Raw genomic sequence first — 15818 nt, forward strand, 5'->3', positions numbered from 1 at the left:
GACGGCGACTACTCCAGCTACTCCCAAGACAGCAGCTCGCCCGCATCAGCACTCCTGCGAGCGTGCGAAAAACACGAACCCAGAAACAACGACCGCCATCGAGAATACACGTCGGCCCGCGGAGGTCCGAGCCCTCGACGGCCCCGCCCGCGCCGCGCACCAGGCGGAGGCCGGTCTCCGCTGCGGATTCAGCCCGTGGCGAACCCCCGATCGTGGCGGAGAACACCGCCCGCCGAGCCGCGATCCGCGCTCCCCCGGGCGGCTCGGGCCCCCGCTAAGATCGCCGCGTGCCGCCGATCGGCGCGGACGCCGGGCCGCGGATCGTCCGCCGCGGCGCGGAAGGAGCACGGATGCGCATCCCGCCGAGCGCGCCGCGGCCGCTGAACCCGATGGCCGCCGCCGGGTGCGGAGTGGTCTCGCTGGCCCTGTTCCTCGCGATCCCGCTGGCCGGTGCCGCGGACCCGACGCTCGGCGACCTGCCTTCGCCCGGCGAGGGCCGGTGGTGGCTGCTGGGCGCGGTGCTGCTGGTGCAGGCGGTCACCGCGGTGCAGGTGAACCGCCGCCCCGAGGTGGTGCTGCCGCTGGTCGCCGGGGTTCCGCTGGTGGCGGCCTGGTTCGGTCCGAACGCGGCGTTCAGCACCACCGCGGTGACCTTGATCGCGTCGGTGTACCTCGCGGTCGTGGCCCGGATGCGGCGGCCGCGGGTCGTGCTGCCCGCCGCGTGGCTGCTGGTGGCGACCGCCCAGGCCTGCAACGAGGTGCGCGGCGGAGCGCTGGCGTTGCCGGAGGCGCTGCTGGCCGGCCCGGCGCAGGCGCTGGTCGTCGTCGGGCTGCCGCTGCTGGCCGGGTCCGTGGTCGCGGCGCAGCGGGACGCCCGCGACGCCCGCGAGCAGGAGGCGCGGGCGCTGCGGCGCGAGCAGGGCGCGCTGCTGGAGGCCGCGGTGTCGCAGCAGCGCGCCGCGATGTCCCGGGAGCTGCACGACATCGCCGCGCACCACCTGTCCGGGATCGCGCTGATGGCGGCGGTGATCGACCGCCGGATCGACTCGGACCCGGCGGCGGCGAAGGAGGCGGCCCGCGAGATCCGGCAGCAGAGCACCGCGGTCCTCGACGACCTGCGGCGGCTCGTCGGGCTGCTGCGGGAGGATCCGGGCGCGGAGTCGCCGGTCGCAGCGCTGGAAGCGGTGCCGGAGCTCGTCGCCCAGCGCCGGGCCACCGGTGCGGAGATCGACCTGGTGCTGCCCGAGTCGGGGACCGACGGCGTCGGCCCGCTCGCCCAGCTCGTCGCCTACCGCGCCGTCCAGGAGGCGCTGGCCAACGCGGCGGCGCACGCGCCGGGCGCGCGCTGCGCGGTGGAGATCGGCGCCCGGGACCGGGACCGCGTGCAGGTCGTCGTCCGCAACGGCTCCCCCACCGCCGCGGGTGCGGGCCCGGGCGGCGGGTACGGCCTGCTCGGCATGGCCGAGCGCGCCCAGCTCGTCGGCGCCGACCTGGACTACGGCCCCACTGCGGGCGGCGGCTGGGAAGTGCGCCTGCTGCTGCCCCGCGAAGACCCGTCCCTCGCGGCGTCCGCGCCGCCGATCCCGGAGGCAACGGCGTGATCCGCGTCCTCGTCGCCGACGACCAGCACCTGACCCGCGCCGGGCTGTCGGCGCTGCTGGGCGGCGAACCCGACATCGAGGTGGTGGGCCTGGCCCGCGACGGCACCGAGGCGCTGGCGATGGCCCGCGAACTGGTGCCCGACGTGGCGTGCCTGGACGTCCGGATGCCGGGTCGCAGCGGCATCGAGGTGGCGGCCGAGCTGTGCGCCGCGGACGCCGACCCGCAGGTGGCGGTGCTGGTGCTGACCACGTTCGACCTGGACGACTACGTGTTCGGCGCGTTGGAGGCCGGCGCCTCCGGGTTCCTGCTCAAGGACGCGGAGCCGGACGCGATCGTCGGCGCGGTCCGCCAGGTCGCCGCCGGGCAGGGCACCATCGACCAGAGCCTGACCCGGCGGATCCTGCGCGAGTTCGTGCACCGCCGCCGCCTGCAACCGGTGACCGCGCGCCGGGCCGGGGACCTGCTCACCCCGCGGGAGCACGAGATCCTGCTGCTGCTCGCGCAGGGCATGTCGAACGAGGACATCGCCCGCGCCCTCGTCGTCGAGGTGTCCACGGTGAAGTCGCACCTGGCGCGGATGCTGCCGAAGCTCGGCGTGCGGTCCCGGTTGCAGGCGGTGGTGTGGGCGTACCAGAACCACGTGGTCGCGGTCCCGTGACCGGCTCCCCGGTCGCGGGCCGGGACAGGTCCTCGGCGGCGTCCGCGCGGGAACGCCGCCGAGGACCCGCTGGGGCGCAGCGAGCACCCGTCGGCCCGGGTCAACCCCGGTAACCGAGCCTGCCCTTGGTGCCGACCAGCACGAGCAGGGAGGCGACGACCGTCCCGGAGGCCATCGCGATCATCGCGAGGTCCACGTCGATCGTCGGGAACATCTCCGACCACACGAGCGTGGAGAAGTTGTTCGCGCTCACGTGCAGCAGCATCGACAGCGGCAGGCTCTCCCCGGTGCGGTTGAACACCCAGGTCATGACGATGTTGAACGAGATGCAGAAGACGGCGAACGCCACCGGCAGGGTCCAGTGCGCGTGCGGCCAGCGGCCCCATTCGGTGAAGAACAGCGGCAGGTGCCACACGGTCCACAGCGGGCCGAGCACCATCGAGCCGGCCAGCGGCCCGAACCGGCGTTGGAGGCGGGGCAGCGCGAAGTCCCGCCAGCCCGGTTCCTCCGCCAACCCCGTCGTGATCATCTGGATGAGCAGTCCGGGCACGTAGGCGGCGACCACCATCATCGACGGCGCGTGCACCTGCCCGCCGGAGAAGGCGTACCCGGCGGCCAGCATCGTCACCGGCACGCCCAGCAGCGTGATCGCGTACCAGTGCCAGCGCACCCGCCACCGCCACATCCGGCCGACCCAGCGGCGCAGCCCGGGGCGCCCGTCCGCGATCGCCGTCACCAGCAGCGCGGACCCGATCGGTCCGAGGTAGGCGCCGGGCAGCATGCCGAGGAGCTGGCTGGTGCCCAGCACCTCGGGGAAGCGGAAGTCCCACACCCCGATCCCGTTGCGGGACAGGATGTAGGGCACCCAGGCCGACCAGCTCAGGCCGTTGGCGAGCAGGAAGAAGCTCAGCATCGGGCGGCGCCGGATCAGTCCGCGCAGCCCCTTCGTCGGTTCCGCGGTCTCCCGCGTGGTGATGTCCGTCGTGGTCACGTACTGGAGCCAACCAGCGGAGCCCCGCCCGCTTCGAGTCCCGGAAGGTCGAACCCGGGCCCTGCCATCGAAAGTTGCAAGCGGTGTCCACTGCGGACGGGCCGCCGCCGGGAGCCATCGGCCCGGCGTCCCAGGTCGTCGGACTCGCGGTTGCCGGCACCTCCGGCATGCTGTACATGTACCTACATGTATAAACAGGTCTCGCCGGGGAAGCGGCAGCAGATCGTCGACACCCTCGCGCAGCGCATCCGCGACGGCCACTACCGGCTCGGCGAGAAGCTGGACGGGGAACTGCGGCTCGCCGAGGAGTTCGACGTCTCGCGCGGCACCGTCCGGCAGGCGCTCAACGAGCTCCAGCACCTGCGGCTCATCGCCACCGAGAGCGGGCGCGGCTCGTTCGTCATCTTCAACGGGCACCAGCTCAGCCAGGACCGCGGCTGGGCCCAATCGCTCGCCGACACCGGCAGCGAGATCACCGTCGCCGTCCTCGGCCTCGAACGCGTGGCGCGCGCCGACGTGCCGCTGCTGCCGCCCGAAGTGCGGCTCGACCGGGGCATCGCGATCCGCCGCGTCCGCATCCTCCGCTCCGCGGACGGCGTCGAACCGATCTCCTTCGAGCGCTCCACCGTGCCCGCCGAAGGCACCCTCGACCAGCTGCCGGAGACCGGACTGGTGAAAGGCTCGATCTCCCAGACCCTCGCGCAAGCCGGGTACCTGCTGACCCGCGGCACCCAGCGCGCGGACGTGCACTGGCTGGACGAGCGGGAAGCCGGGATCCTGCACCGCGAAGCGGGCAGCGCGTTCCTGCGCACCGCCCGCACCTCGTTCACCGACGACGGCCGGTTCGCCGAACACGTCGTCTCGCTGCTCGACCCGCGGTACTTCACCCTCGCGCTGAACTTCGGCGACCAGCGATGAACGCCGAGCACGACCCGGCGTTCGACCGCGCGCACGGCGCCCTGCTCGGCCTCGCCATCGGCGACGCCCTCGGCATGCCCACCCAGTCGATGCCGCGGGACCTGGTGCGGGCGCGCTACGGCCGGATCGAGGACTTCGTCGACGGCGCCGCCGACCAGCCGATCGCGCCCGGCATGGCCGCGGGATCGGTCACCGACGACACCGACCAGGCGATGATCGTCGCGCGGCTGGTCGCGGACGGCGACGGGGGCATCGATCCGCACGCCTTCGCCGCGGAGCTCATCGCCTGGGAGCAGGTGATGGTCGAGCGCGGCTCGCTGGACCTGCTCGGCCCCTCCACCAACGCCGCCCTGGCGAAGCTGCAGGCGGGCGCCCCCATCGAGGAGACCGGCCGCTACGGGACCACGAACGGCGCGGCGATGCGCATCGCCCCCGTCGGCATCGCGCACACCCCGGGCGAGCGCCTGCTCGACGCGGTCGTCGAAGCCAGCCGCGTCACCCACAACACCGGGCTCGGCATCTCCGCGGCCGCCGCGATCGCCGCCGCCGTGTCCGCGGGCGTCGACGGCGCGGACGTCCCCGGCGCCCTCGCGGCCGCCGCCACCGCGGCCCGCGACGGCGAATCGCGCGGGCACTGGGTGGCGGGCGGTTCGATCGCCGCCCGGCTGGAGTCCTTCCGCGCGCAGGCGCGGCGGCTCGGCACCGCGGAGTTCGCGACCTTCCTCTACGAGGTGGTCGGCACCTCGGTGCAGTCGCAGGAATCGGTCGTCGCGGCCCTCCTGCTCGTCGAACGCGGCGCCGACGACCCGTTCGCGGCGCTGTGCACCGCTGCTTCCCTCGGCGGCGACACCGACACCGTCGCCGCCATGGCCGGAGCGGTGCTGGGTGCCGTGCACGGCGCCGCCGCCTTCCCCGCAGCGGCGGTCCACCGGGTCCTGGCGGTCAACGCCCTGGAACCGGCACCACTCGCGCGGCGGCTCCTCGCCGTGCGGCGATCGTCAACGGAGATGATGAGATGACCCCTGTGTCCGAGACCAGATCCCCGGCGGCGAGCGCGCCGGAAGCACCCCCGGCCGGCGCGCTCGGAGCGGTGGAGCAGCGCGGCATCGAACCGGTGCCCGCCGCCGAACGCACCGGGAACCCGCTGCAGCTGTTCTGGGTGTGGTTCGCGGCGAACATCTCCGTGGTCGGCATGCCCCTCGGCGTCAGCCTCGTCGCCCTCGGCCTGTCCGCGTGGCAGGCGGTCGTCGTCGCGTTCCTCGGCTCGTTCGGCTCCTTCGCCGTCGTCGGCCTGATCTCCGTCGCCGGGCGACGCGGCGGGGCGCCGAGCCTCACCCTGTCCCGCGCCGTGTTCGGCACCCGGGGCAACGCGGGGCCGACGGCGGTCGCGCTGGTGTCGCGGCTCGGCTGGGAGACGGTGAACACGTCCACGGCCGCGCTCGCGATCGTCACCATCGTCTCGCTGCTCGCGGGCACCGGCGGCGACGCGAAGTCCGCGCCGGTCGTCGCGGTCGTGGGCGTCGCGCTGTTCGTCGGCTTCACCGTCGCCGTCTCCGGGATGGGCCACGCCGCGATCCTCGTGGTGCAGAAGTGGTCGACCTGGGTCTTCGGGGCCGCGAACCTGGCGATCCTCGGCTTCCTGGTCGTCAACATCGACTGGGCCGAGGTCGGCCGCGCCCCGGGCGGGGACCTCGCCGCGGTCCTGACCGGCATCGGGACCATCGTCGCGGGCACCGGCATCGGCTGGGCGAACTCCGGGGCCGACATGGCGCGCTACCAGGCGCCGAGCGTGCGCGCGGTGCCGCTGGTGATGTCCGCGTCGGCCGGTGCCGGCATCCCGCTGGTGATCATGATCGGCATGGGGTCGGTGCTCGGCTCGTCCGATCCGGCGATCGCCGCGTCCGCGAACCCGCTGGACGCGATCCGGGACACGCTGCCGCTGCCGGTCGCCGTGGGCTACATGCTGATCTCGTTCGTCGGGCTGCTGCTGTCGAACCACCTGTCGGTGTACTCGGCGGGGCTGACCACGCTCACCCTCGGGCTGCGGGTGAAGCGGGTGTACGCGGTGATCGTGGACGTGGTGGTCACGACGGTCGCCTCGCTGCTGTTCCTGCTGGTCGCGGACGGGTTCTACGGGCCGTTCACCACGTTCATCTCGCTGCTGGCGGTGCCGATCTCGGCGTGGGTGGGGATTTTCCTCGTCGACATGCTGCGGCGCCGCGAGTACGACCCGGTGGCGCTGCTGGACCTGACCCCGCGCAGCGCCTACCACTACCGCGGCGGGGTGCGGTGGGCCGCGTTCGGCCCGTGGCTGGCCGCCATCGTCTTCGCCGCACTGTTCATGCAGGTCACGCCGGGTGATGTGCCGTGGTACACCGGGCCGCTGCACGAGACCTGGATCGGCGTGAACGGCATGGCGTGGCTGGCGGCCGCCGTCGTCGGCGGGCTGCTGTACGCCGCGTTCGGCCTGCGCTCCGCGGCGGGTCCGCGATGAGCGGCCGCGTCATCCACACCGGGCAGGGCGTCGTGGACCTGGTGCTGCGGGTGCCCGCGGTGCCCGCGCCCGGCGGTGACGTGTTCGCCTCCGGGCACGAGTTCCTCGCCGGTGGCGGGGTGAACGTCATGCTCGCCGCCGCGCGCGACGGGGCCCGCGTCGTGTACGCGGGCGGGCACGGGACCGGGCCGTTCGGGGACGTGGTGCGCGCGGCGCTCACCGCCGAAGGGGTCGAGCTCACCGCACCGGCCGATCCGCGCCGGGACACCGGGTTCAGCGTCGCGCTCGTCGACGACGGCGCGGAGCGGACGTTCGTCTCCACCGCCGGAGCGGAGTCCGAAGTGGACGCCGAGCAGCTGCGCCGCACCGCACCGGACGACGCGGACGTCGTCTACGCGTCCGGCTACTCCCTGGTGCACGACGCCAACCGCGCCGCGCTGCTGGAGTGGTTGCCCACCGCCCCTGGCCGCGTCGTCGTCGATCCCGCCCCCGTGATCGGCGACGCCGACCTCGACGCGGTGCGCGTGCTGCTGGACCGCGCCGACGTGTGGACCACGAACGAGCGGGAGGCGCGGATCCTGCTGCGGCGCTTGGGATCCGAGTCCGCGGACGACGCGGCCGGAGTGGCGGCGGCGCTGGCCACCACCACGGGCCGCACCGTCGTGCTGCGCGCCGGGCCGCGCGGCGCGCTGCTGGCCCGCCCCGGTGGTGACGTACTGCTGTGCCCCTCCCCCGCGGTCGACGCGGTGGACACCAACGGTGCGGGCGACGCGCACGCCGGGGTGATGGCGGCGCGGCTGGCCGCCGGAGCGGACCTCGAATGCGCGGTCCGCCGGGCGAGCGTCGCGGCCGCGATCGCGGTCACCCGCTCCGGTCCCGCCACCGCGCCCACCGCCGCCGAGGTCGATGCGGTGATCCGCACCTCGACCGCCGGCGGCTAGGCCGGGCGCGGCCGGGTCAGCAGCCGAGGCGGGTCGCGAGCTCGGCGGCCGAGGTGGCGGCGATGTCGCAGGTGACGTCGGCCGCGCGGTCCGCCTCGCGGTGCGGCCCCTTCTCGCCGGGCCGTTCCAGGAACGCGGTGCGCAGCCCGGCGGCCCGCGCCCCGTCGACGTCCCAGCGGTGCGCGGCGACCAGCAGCAGCTGGTGCGGTGCGACGTCCAGCAGGCGGGCGGTCGTCAGGTAGGCGGCCGGGGACGGCTTGTAGCTGCGGGCGAGCTCGGCGGAGGTGATCGCGTCGAAGGTCAGCCCCGCCGCCTTGACCAGGTCGGTCAGCAACCGGAAACCGCCGTTGGACAGCACCACCACGGTGTAGCGGGCCCGCAACCGCGCCACCAGGTCCGCGCTGTCCGGCCAGGCGGGCAGCCGGTGCCAGGCGCGCACCAGCCGGGCCCGGTCGTCCTCGCCCATCGCGCCGGCGACCCCGTGCTCGGCGAGCAGGTCGTCCAGCGATTCGCGGTGCAGCGCGTCCAGGTAGGCCCACTCGCGTTCCCCGCGGTCGACCCGCGCCATCGCGGGCAGGTAGCGCCCCCGCCAGCTCTCGGCGAACGCGGCGGGATCGAGCTCGACCCCGCGATCGGCGAAGACCGCGCCGACCTGCTCGGTGATGCCGCTGTACCAGTCCACCGCGGTGCCGAAGATGTCGAACGCCACCACGCGCACGTCGTCGAGCATGCCGCCTCCTCGCCGGTCGTCCCCAGTTCGCTGACCCACCAGTCACACCACGTGGCGGAGCCCGGCGCAAGCGGTGCCCGACCGACCGACGTGGCGGCCGCGCGGCGACGCCACCGCGGAGCAGGCCGTTCGGCGGGCGCCCCCACCGCACCGACCTGCCGCGGAGCTACCGGTCGCGGGTGCCGCGGCGCAGTTCGGCGACGAACTCCACCGCGGGCGCGGAGGCGTTCTCCGCGGTGGCGACGGCGATGCTGCGGGTCAGCGCCGGGGTGCACGGCACGTGCCGCACTCCGGGCGGGCAGGGCGTCCGGGCGATGCGCGGGATGAGCGCGACGGCGAGGCCCGCGGCGACCGCGGACAGCTGCGTCGCGTAGTCGGTCGCGCAGTAGGGCACCTCGGCGTCGATGGAGTGCGCGCGCAGCGTCTGCACCAGCGCTTCGTGCGCTTCGGTGCCCGGCGGCGAACTGGCCCACCGCTGCCCGCGCAGTTCGCCGAGGTGCACGGCGGGCCGCTGCGCCAGCGGATGGCCGTCGGGCACGGCGAGCCGGACGTCCTCGGCGAGCAGTTCGGTGAGCGCGACGCCGGGCGGCATCCGGGCGGGCAGGCTCGTCCAGCTCTCCAGCACCACGGCGTCCAGCCGTCCGGCCCGCAGCGCGGGGATCAGCTCGATGACCTCGCCGTCGCGCACGCTCGGACTCACCCGCGGGTGCTGCCCGGTGAGCGCGCGCAGCGCGTCGTGCACGAACGAGCGCAGCGCACTGGGGACCGCTCCGACGCGCAGCGGCCCGATGAGCTGCTCGTGGAAGTCGGCGAGGTCCCGCTCCGCGTCCCGCACCGCGGTCGAGGCCGTGCGCGCGGCGGCGGCGAGCACGTGCCCGGCGGCGGTGAGCCGGATGCCGCGGCCATCGGGTTCCACCAGCCTGCAGTCGATCTCCCGCTCCAGCTTGCGCACGTGCTGCGACACCGCGGGCCGCGTGAGGTGCAGCGCCTCCGCCGCGGCGGTGATCGACACGTGTTCGGCGACCGCGGCGAACACCCGCAGCCGTTCCCAGCTCATCACGTCAGCGAGGCTAACGCGTGCGGGTAAGAACTGGTCAATGGTGCTACTCGGTCTCGGCTGCGACCGTGGAAGCCATGGTCACCGATCGCACGGCACCCTCCCCCGTCCGCAGCCCGGCCGCCCGGCCGGTCGCCGCCCCGGTGCTGCTGGTCGTGGCGGGCGCGGGCTGCCTGTCCGGGTCGGCGCTGTTCGTGAAGCTCGCCGAGGCCGGGTCGGGCACCGCGGCGTTCCTGCGCTGCGCGATCGCGCTCGTCGCGCTGGTGCCGTTGGCGGTGCGCGAGCACCGCGGGCACGGCCCGCTGGAGCCCGCGCTGCGGCGCTGGGCGGTGGCCTCGGGCGTCCTGCTCGGGCTGGACTACGTGCTGTGGACGCAGAGCATCCTCGACGTGGGCGCGGGGATCGCGACGGTGCTGAACAACGTGCAGGTGCTCGCGTTCCCGCTGCTGGCGCTGGTGTTCGGCGGCACGCCGATGGCGCGGCGGTTCCTGTTCGCCTGCCCGGTGATGCTCGCGGGGATCGCGCTGACCAGCGGCCTGCTCGCGCCGGGCGCGCAGGCGGCGCACCAGGGGCGCGGGGTGCTGCTGGGCGTGGCGTCCGGGGTCGCCTACGCCGGCTACCTGCACCTCAACCGGCTCTCCGGGCACCGCAGCCCGCGGCACGTGGTGACGCCGGTGTGCCTGGCGACGGCGGCCGCCGCGGTGGTCACCGGTGGGGCCGGGGCGGTGACCACGGGGATCACCGTGGACCTCCCGGCGACGTCCTGGCTGTGGCTCGTGCTGCTGGCGCTGGTGGGACAGGTCGCCGCGTGGCTGCTGCTGGCAGCGGGCGGTCGCGGGCTCGCGCCGGGCACGTCGGCGTCGTTGTTGCTGCTGCAGCCGGTCCTCGCGGTCGGGCTGGGCGTGCTGGTGCTGCGCGAGTCGCCGACCGCGGTGCAGCTCGCGGGGTGCGCGACCGTCGTCGCCGCCGTCTGGTCCGCGAACCGGCCGTCCACTTCGGACATATGGCCTCGCGGCGGATTCGAGTCCACATCGGACGGACGGCTGCCGCCGACCGTCCCACCAGGTGGACGGACGACGGCCGCCACCGGCACCCGTCCCGGTACGATCGGCGACAGGTGCGGGCCGGAGCTCGCCGGGACCGGATTCCGCTGCCAGCGCGGGGAATTCGGCGTGCAGACCCCGCCGCGGCCGGGCTCGTCCCGCGCGGCGGAACACGAGAGGACCCTGAGATGACGACGACGTGCCCGACCGCGAACCGGGAGGTCCAGCGGCCGAACGACACGACGATCCGGTACGCGGCCACCGGCCCGGCCGACGGACCGGTCCTGGTCCTCGTGCACGGCTGGGGCTGCGACCGTACCGATTTCGACGCCCTGATCGGCTTCCTCCCCGGCCACCACCGCGTCCTCGCCGTCGACCTCGCCGGGCACGGCGAATCCCGGTCCGCGCGGGAGGACTGGACGATGGCGGAGTTCGCCCGCGACGTCGCGGCCGTGCTCGCCGCCGAATCCGTGGACACCTGCGTCGTGGCCGGGCACTCGATGGGCGGCGCGGTGGCCGTCGAGACCGCCCGGCTGCTGCCCGCCGTCGTCACCCGCGTGGTCGCGCTCGACGCGCTGCACTACCTGTCGTTGTTCCCCGCCCAGCAGGAGCAGCAGGTCGACGCGGTCGTGCGCGCGTTCCACGAGGACTTCGCCGCGGCCACGCGGGCGATGGTCGCCAGCGGCTCCCCCGAAGGCACCGATCCCGCGGCGCAGGAGGCCTACTTCGAGCGCATGGTGGCCGTGCCCCGGCAGGTGGGCCTGGACGCGATCGAAGGCCTGGTGCGCTGGGACATGGATTCCGCGCTGCGCGACGCCCACCAGCCGATCACGGTGTTCGCGGTCCGCGAGATCCTCGCGCGGGACGCCGTCGACCGCTACGGCGACCGCCTCCGCATCGTGCCCGTCGACCTGGGCAGCCACCACTTCCACGTCGAATCCCCGAAGGCCACGGCCGCCCTGCTCGCCGACGCCTGACCGGCGCCCACCCGCTGCGGATCCGCACGTCCCCTCCGGCCGCCGGCCCCGCCACCGCCACGGCACGCCGCCGAGCAGGCCGGGCTTCGCCCTCGGCCGGGGAACCGCGTTCACCCGCCGGAATCGACCGGCCCGCTCGTCGGCCCCGGCGCCAGCACGCCCTGCACAGCGCTCCCGACGAGTTCGACCAGGGTCTCCTGCTCCGCTCCGGTACGGCGGCGGGAATCCCGGTTCAGGGCCGGGTCAGGACGATGCGCTTGCTGCTGTCGGCCGGCTGCGCCCAGGCGCGTTCGACGTCGGTGAGCGGGATCGGGTCGGCGTCCACGGCGAAGGTGCCGCGGGCGATCTCCGCCAGCACCTCCGGCGCCGCGGCCGCCATCTCCGCTCCGCTCAGCGAGCCCTGCCCGCTGCCGATCACGTCGATCCGCGAGGACCGCAGCGCCCCGGCGGGCAGCGCCGCCCGAGATCCGGCCATCTCACCGAGGTTGATCCAGGTCAGCGGACGTGCCGGTTCGGGCCGGGCGGAGACCAGCGCTCCCAGCGTCGTGGCCGCCGGTTCACCCCAGAGGAAGTCGAGGACCACGTCGACGTCCGGGGGCGGCGGGTCGCCGATCAAGGCCGTCCCGGTGGCGCCGCGCACCGCGGCCAGCCGTTCCGGGTCGCGCCCCACGGCGGTCACCTGCGCGGCGCCGAACAGCCGGGCCACCGCCACGGCCATCCGCCCGGTGCCGCCGGTGGCGCCGAGCACCAGGACGTTCTTGCCCGGTTCCAGCGCGATCCGCCGCGTCAACGCGAGCCAGGACGCGATCACGCAGTTCATCGTCGCCGCCACCGCCACCGGGTCGGCCCCGTCGGGGAGGACGATGCTGCGCCGGGTGTCGATGACCGCTTGTTCGGCCATCGAACCGCTCCGGCCCCCGAAGGTCGCGAAGAACCAGAGCCGGCCGTCCGGACCGCGCCCCACGCCGTCGAGGCCCGGCACCAGAGGCAGCTCGTCGGGGGAGCTCGTGTAGTGCGAGCCGTCGGCCTGCATCCGGACTCGCGGATGGAGCCCGGCGGCCAGGACGTCGACCACGATCTCGTGCTCCTCGGTCGCTCGCGGGGAGGGCGTGTCCGCGTACCGCGGGCCGGTGCCGTACGCCGTGACCACTGCAGCTTTCATTCTCGGAAGTCCTTCCAGAGTCAGGAACGGGTGGACGAATGTCCGGAGGGAGGGGAACCGGGTCCGCAGGTCGTGGGCGGCCCCTCGCCGTCATGATCGAAACTCTAAGCGGGCGCGGATGCGCCGCCTATGCTCGAAGAACCGACTTCTGTTCGCGATCGTCCGGAGGGCCGATGGATCCGCTGAGCGAGGTGCTGTCGCTGCTCCGGCCGCGGAGTCCCAGGACGGCCGAGGTCGACGCGGGCGGCGCGTGGGCGATCGAGCTCGACGACCTCGCCGGGCAGATCAAGTGCTACGCCGTCGTCGAGGGCTCGTGCCGGCTGATGGTCGAGGGCAGATCCGCAGAGCTGTCCGAAGGCTCCTGCTTCGTCATGCCGACCGGCCGCGGCGCCGTCATCGGCAGCGGACCGGACGTCGAACCGGCACTGGCCTCCGAACTGCTCGGCCCGGCCCGCAGCGGGAAGGTCATCACGTACCAGGGCGGCGGTGACGCTCGCGTGATCGGCACGCGGTTCGAGTTCGACAGTCCGAACGCGCCGGTGCTGCTGCGGTCGATGCCGACCCTCATGCGGGTCGACGCGTCCCGTGATCGCGCCCGGCTGCGGGGCGCGATCGAGCTCATGGCCGAGGAGGTCCGCGAGGCACGCCCGGGTTCGCACCTGGTCGCGCAGCAACTGGCCCACCTGATGCTGGTCCAGGCGCTGCGGCTGCACATGGCCACTCGGGCCCCGGACGACGTCGGCTGGTTCGCCGCCCTGGCCGATCCCCGGTTGAGCACCGCACTGGAGGCCGTGCACGCCGACCCCGCCCACCCGTGGAGCGTGCAGAAGCTCGCCGCCCGGGCCGGCATGTCCCGCACGACGTTCGCCGAGCACTTCCGGGCCCGCGCGGGTGAGACCCCGATCGCGTACCTGACCCGGTGGCGCATGATCCTGGCCGGCGAGAAGCTGCGCACCGGCGAGGACACGATCGCCCGGATCGCGAGCTCCCTGGGCTACCACTCCGAGCACGCCTTCAACGCGGCCTTCAAGCGGGAGGTGGGGATCCCGCCCGGCCGCTACGCCCGCGCCGCCCGACCCGATCCGAACCTCGACCGGGCCGCGGACGCGGGCAGCTGAACCACCGAGGATTCGTCCCGCTCACATCGCGCCGACCGTCGAGGCGGTCAGCTTTCCGCACGGCTCGCACTCGGCGGCACGACAACGTCCACAAGGGACGGAATCCGCGAACCGCGGCTGGACCACGCGCGGTCGGTCGGCGCGGGGAGCCCGACCCGGAGGTCGCGTTCGGGTTGGAACGTTCCCGCGCGGCGGCCTCGTCGGGTCGTCCGACGACCGGATCGGCTGGTTCGGCTTCCCCAGCCGCGGTGCCAACGCCGCGGCGCTCGACCAGATCGCCGCGTGGGACCGGTCCCCGGCGGACGGCTCCGGCCACGAGTGCACGCCGTCGGCACGAACCCGGCCCGAGCGGCTCAGGGCTCGGGTCGCAGACCGCGCATCAGCAGGTCGAGCAACCGGCCGGCCCTGGCACCGTGCTCGGGGAGGGGTGCCACGGTGAAGATGCCGATGAGGCCGGCGGCCACGTCCTCGGCCGCGACGTCGCCGCGCAGCTCACCTGCCGCGTCGCCGGCGCGAAGCACCTCCTCGATCGCCGCGATCAGGTCGGCGTGGGTCCGGGCGTGCGCGATCTCACCGGACTCGATCATGGTGAGCAGCGTGCCCAGCATGCCGTTCTTGGTCGCGATCCAGTCCCCGAACAGGTCCATCCAGCGCCGCAACGCCTCGGCCGGGGGCAGCTCCGCGAGCAGCCGGCGGGCGCCGTCGGTGAGCCGCTGGACCTGATCGCCGTAGACCGCGGCGACCAGGTCCTCGCGGGTGGGGAAGTGCCGGTAGAGGGTGGCGATGCCGACCCCGGCTTCGCGCGCGACCTCGCGCAGCGACGGCTCGGTCTCGGCGGACGCGAAGACGCGGGTGGCGACCTCGAGGAGCTGCCTGCGGTTGCGGGACGCGTCCGCTCGCGGCGCGCGGGTGTCTGACCTCTTCAAAACGGAACACGCTCCGGTTGTGCTACGGTTCGTCGAAACGGAGCATAGTCCGCTTCCCATCCGCATCCCTCCCCGGAGTCCGATCAGCATGAGCACGTCCACCAGGACCAGCAGAGCCGTCCAGTTCGTCGAATCCTTCGGAGGGCCCGCGGCCCTCGACCTGCGCGAGGTGCCCGTCCCGGAGGTGGCAGCGGGACAGGTCCGCGTCCGCGTCAGCGCGGCCGGGCTGAACCCGATGGACTGGTTCATGACCTCGGACGCGGACGCCGCCGCCCGCTTCGGGCTGAGCTTGCCGTGCGGGTTCGGGAACGACTACGCGGGCGTCGTGGACGAGGTGGGCGACGGGGCCCGCGACGGGAACGGCGTCCGGTTCGAGGTCGGCGACCGGGTGTTCGGAGCCGCTTTCTCGCGCAGCGTCGCCGAGCACGTGGTCGTGAACGCGCCCGGCCGCATCGGCGAGGGCGGCGACGTCCACCGCACACCGGACGGACTCGACGACCGCACCGCAAGCGCCCTGTCCATCGCGGGGTGCACGGCCGCCGCCGCGCTCGCGGTGGTCGACCCCGGCCCGTCCGACACGCTGCTGGTCGGTGGCGCGGGAGGCGGGGTCGGCGTGTTCGCCGTCCAGCTCGCCCGCCGCACCGGCGCGCGGGTCATCGGGACGGGATCAGCGACCTCGGCCGACGCCCTGCGGGCACTGGGCGCCGAGCCCGTCACCTACGGCGACGGCCTGGCCGACCGGGTCCGCGAGCTGGCTCCCGACGGCATCACCGCGGCCGTGGACCTGCACGGCACGGACGTGATCGCGGTGGCGCGCGAGCTCGGCGCACCCGACTCCCGGCTGACCACGATCGCCGCCGTCGTGGACGGCGTTCTCCCGGCGAACGGTGCCAACGCCGCTCCCGGCGCCATCGAGGAGATCGCCCGCCTGGCCGCGGAAGGCCTGCTGCGCGTGCCCATCGCGGCGACCTTCCCCGTCGAGGAGGTCCGCGCCGCCGTCGAGCTGCAGGCGGGACGGCACGTGCACGGCAAGGTCGTCGTCGACCTCCCCTGAGGGGCGCAACCGCCGCGAGGTGGCCGCAGACCGGCTTCGAACCGACGCCCCGCGCTCGTGCGGATGCCGCGCTCCTCCCAGCCCACGGCGCTCGCACGGTCCGATGAAGCCACGCCGGAGCAGGAACCCGCGAGGCCGTCCGGAGGC

General features: G+C 74.5%; 15 protein-coding genes. 10 read left to right on the top strand and 5 right to left on the bottom strand.

Translation table 11 applies throughout. The annotated features are described in order from the left end of the window. Window positions 1-287: 287 nt before the first annotated feature. Both H1226_RS21205 and H1226_RS21210 read left to right on the top strand, forming a co-directional pair. Entirely contained in the window at window positions 288-1601 is a 1314-nt protein-coding gene (locus tag H1226_RS21205; RefSeq protein WP_258342207.1) for a sensor histidine kinase, read from the top strand. Continuing rightward, window positions 1598-2260 (top strand): response regulator, encoded by a 663-nt coding sequence (locus H1226_RS21210; protein ID WP_258342208.1) that lies wholly within the window; start codon window positions 1598-1600, stop codon window positions 2258-2260. The genes H1226_RS21205 and H1226_RS21210 overlap by 4 nt, the downstream gene beginning before the upstream one ends. Before the next feature lie 100 nt (window positions 2261-2360). Here H1226_RS21210 and H1226_RS21215 read toward each other — a convergent pair whose 3' ends face one another. Then, entirely contained in the window at window positions 2361-3251 is an 891-nt protein-coding gene (locus H1226_RS21215) for a CPBP family intramembrane glutamic endopeptidase (protein ID WP_258342209.1), read from the bottom strand. A 186-nt stretch (window positions 3252-3437) separates the two neighbouring features. Here H1226_RS21215 and H1226_RS21220 point away from each other — a divergent pair, with 186 nt between their 5' ends. From H1226_RS21220 to H1226_RS21235, 4 genes are read left to right on the top strand one after another with little or no spacing between them, the layout of a single operon-like run. Further along, window positions 3438-4169 (top strand): GntR family transcriptional regulator, encoded by a 732-nt coding sequence (locus H1226_RS21220; RefSeq protein WP_258342210.1) that lies wholly within the window; start codon window positions 3438-3440, stop codon window positions 4167-4169. Next, window positions 4166-5188: an ADP-ribosylglycohydrolase family protein gene (locus H1226_RS21225; RefSeq protein ID WP_258342211.1), complete on the top strand. Its 1023-nt coding sequence runs from the start codon at window positions 4166-4168 to the stop codon at window positions 5186-5188. The genes H1226_RS21220 and H1226_RS21225 overlap by 4 nt, the downstream gene beginning before the upstream one ends. Then, window positions 5185-6663, top strand: a complete 1479-nt coding sequence (locus H1226_RS21230; RefSeq protein WP_258342212.1) for a purine-cytosine permease family protein — start codon at window positions 5185-5187, stop codon at window positions 6661-6663. The genes H1226_RS21225 and H1226_RS21230 overlap by 4 nt, the downstream gene beginning before the upstream one ends. Continuing rightward, on the top strand, window positions 6660-7604 hold the full coding sequence (locus tag H1226_RS21235; RefSeq protein ID WP_258342213.1) for a PfkB family carbohydrate kinase: 945 nt from the start codon (window positions 6660-6662) through the stop codon (window positions 7602-7604). The genes H1226_RS21230 and H1226_RS21235 overlap by 4 nt, the downstream gene beginning before the upstream one ends. A gap of 16 nt (window positions 7605-7620) precedes the next feature. Here the strand turns inward: H1226_RS21235 and H1226_RS21240 are convergent, their stop codons facing one another. Together H1226_RS21240 and H1226_RS21245 are read right to left on the bottom strand one after the other, a co-directional pair. Beyond that, window positions 7621-8334 (bottom strand): haloacid dehalogenase type II, encoded by a 714-nt coding sequence (locus tag H1226_RS21240; protein ID WP_224957845.1) that lies wholly within the window; start codon window positions 8332-8334, stop codon window positions 7621-7623. A 166-nt stretch (window positions 8335-8500) separates the two neighbouring features. Continuing rightward, window positions 8501-9391, bottom strand: coding sequence for a LysR family transcriptional regulator (locus H1226_RS21245; protein WP_225044105.1), 891 nt, complete (start codon window positions 9389-9391; stop codon window positions 8501-8503). A gap of 77 nt (window positions 9392-9468) precedes the next feature. Between H1226_RS21245 and H1226_RS21250 the strand changes: the two genes are divergently transcribed. Together H1226_RS21250 and H1226_RS21255 are read left to right on the top strand one after the other, a co-directional pair. Beyond that, on the top strand, window positions 9469-10626 hold the full coding sequence (locus H1226_RS21250; protein ID WP_258342214.1) for a DMT family transporter: 1158 nt from the start codon (window positions 9469-9471) through the stop codon (window positions 10624-10626). Continuing rightward, the gene (locus H1226_RS21255) at window positions 10623-11411 is read left to right on the top strand and encodes an alpha/beta fold hydrolase (RefSeq protein ID WP_258342215.1); all 789 of its coding nucleotides are present in this window, start codon (window positions 10623-10625) and stop codon (window positions 11409-11411) included. Before H1226_RS21250 ends, H1226_RS21255 begins: the two co-directional genes overlap by 4 nt. Window positions 11412-11643: 232 nt before the next feature. On the opposite strand, the gene H1226_RS21260 is transcribed toward H1226_RS21255, so the two are convergent. Then, complete coding sequence (locus tag H1226_RS21260; RefSeq protein WP_258342216.1) at window positions 11644-12573, bottom strand: quinone oxidoreductase family protein; 930 nt, start codon at window positions 12571-12573, stop codon at window positions 11644-11646. 173 nt (window positions 12574-12746) lie between these two features. Here H1226_RS21260 and H1226_RS21265 point away from each other — a divergent pair, with 173 nt between their 5' ends. Next, window positions 12747-13691: an AraC family transcriptional regulator gene (locus H1226_RS21265; RefSeq protein ID WP_258342217.1), complete on the top strand. Its 945-nt coding sequence runs from the start codon at window positions 12747-12749 to the stop codon at window positions 13689-13691. A gap of 353 nt (window positions 13692-14044) precedes the next feature. On the opposite strand, the gene H1226_RS21270 is transcribed toward H1226_RS21265, so the two are convergent. Beyond that, a complete protein-coding gene (locus tag H1226_RS21270) occupies window positions 14045-14617 on the bottom strand; it encodes a TetR/AcrR family transcriptional regulator (protein ID WP_258342218.1) in 573 nt (190 codons plus the stop codon). 88 nt (window positions 14618-14705) lie between these two features. On the opposite strand from H1226_RS21270, the gene H1226_RS21275 reads away from it, so the two are divergent. Continuing rightward, window positions 14706-15671, top strand: a complete 966-nt coding sequence (locus tag H1226_RS21275; RefSeq protein ID WP_258342219.1) for an NADP-dependent oxidoreductase — start codon at window positions 14706-14708, stop codon at window positions 15669-15671. Window positions 15672-15818: the final 147 nt, after the last annotated feature.

The organism is Saccharopolyspora gregorii (assembly GCF_024734405.1).
GTDB lineage: Bacteria > Actinomycetota > Actinomycetes > Mycobacteriales > Pseudonocardiaceae > Saccharopolyspora_C > Saccharopolyspora_C gregorii.